Annotated in this window: 3 protein-coding genes; 1 reads left to right on the forward strand and 2 read right to left on the reverse strand. The window is 44.1% G+C overall.

Features of this window, described 5'->3' with window-relative positions; genetic code table 11:
• Together QVO97_RS00015 and QVO97_RS00020 are read right to left on the reverse strand one after the other, a co-directional pair.
• On the reverse strand, positions 1 to 184 hold a 184-nt coding region (locus QVO97_RS00015; protein WP_288188427.1), incomplete at its 3' end, for a hypothetical protein.
• A gap of 126 nt (positions 185 to 310) precedes the next feature.
• Complete coding sequence (locus tag QVO97_RS00020; protein ID WP_022358410.1) at positions 311 to 526, reverse strand: helix-turn-helix domain-containing protein; 216 nt, start codon at positions 524 to 526, stop codon at positions 311 to 313.
• A 180-nt stretch (positions 527 to 706) separates the two neighbouring features.
• On the opposite strand from QVO97_RS00020, the gene QVO97_RS00025 reads away from it, so the two are divergent.
• Positions 707 to 1,150: helix-turn-helix domain-containing protein (locus tag QVO97_RS00025; RefSeq protein ID WP_288188430.1), on the forward strand; the 444-nt coding region annotated here is incomplete at its 3' end.

Consider the following 1,150-nt stretch of genomic DNA (forward strand, 5'->3'; position numbering starts at 1 on the left):
ATAGGATATTCTTCCCTTGACATTGGATAGCTTCGACATCTGTATAAATGAATGTCTTGCCATATACTCCTTCCTCCCGTGACAGGCATACTCTTTTTGCAACCGAGAAATCGGTTGCCGCTGTTTCGGCGGCGTAAGCAGACGGACAGCGAAGAAAACAGCGGGCTGTTTTCTTCTGTATCATAGCGGCGGTGCATTGCCCGAAGCGATGGTACAGTGCCCCCTGCAAGGGCGAAATACCCAGAGTACAAATCGAAGATTTGTGCGAGGGGTGTATTTCGCTCTCAAACGCCGAGGGCTTGGAGAATGGTTATTCTACTTTGCGGACATCGTTTTCATTCAGCAGGTTTCTTCCCTGATTGACGCTCATAAATCGCTCTAAAGTATCCCTGCGGATAATCGCTTTTCTTCCGACCTTGAGGACGGGAAGTTTGCCCCAGTCTACCAACTTACGCATTGTATTTCTTCCGATACCCGTACATTCTGCTGCTTCTTCTATGGTTAAACCCATTTTGATGTTGCCCATTTTATCAACCTCCTTTCAAAACACGCATTTTGCAACTATGTATCTGTAATTATACTTATTTTGATACCTCTTGTCAACTCGTTTTGCAACTTATTAAGAAATATTTTTGTCTATTATTAAATTTATGGTTGCAAAATAGGTTTTTCTGTGCTATACTATCAGCAATAGGAGGTGAAAGCCTTGAAAAAAGAAATTACATTCACCGCAAAACAGGTCGGTGAACGAGTGAAAGAACGCCGAACAGAATTAAACTTAACAATGCCCGAACTTGGTAAGCGTGTCGGGGTAAACAAATCTACCATTCAAAGATATGAAGCGGACGGAGTAGACCCGAAGCGTACAATGATTATCAACGGGCTGGCAGAAGCACTCCTGACCACTCCCGAATGGCTGACAGGACTTTCCGAAGATAAGGAATATGACAGCCGCACTTTATGTGCAAGGGATATGGAGGAACATATCAAAAAATATCTTGATACGGTTTCTTCTGTGGTAAAGGGAGAACCGCACCAACAACTGCTTACCACATTCCTCGGAAAGATGATTGACCTCTATACGGTTATGACTTATCACTTTGCAGACGCAATGGCTGAGGTTGACCGTGTAGCGGAGGACGAGGGCTTA

Origin of the sequence: Clostridium sp. CAG:43 (genome assembly GCF_000434655.1) — a bacterium.
Lineage (GTDB): Bacteria > Bacillota > Clostridia > Lachnospirales > Lachnospiraceae > Otoolea > Otoolea fessa.

Bases quoted from the DNA above. Each gene is read 5' to 3' on its own strand.
- QVO97_RS00020 (WP_022358410.1), bottom strand. From the start codon at position 526: ATGGGCAACATCAAAATGGGTTTAACCATAGAAGAAGCAGCAGAATGT.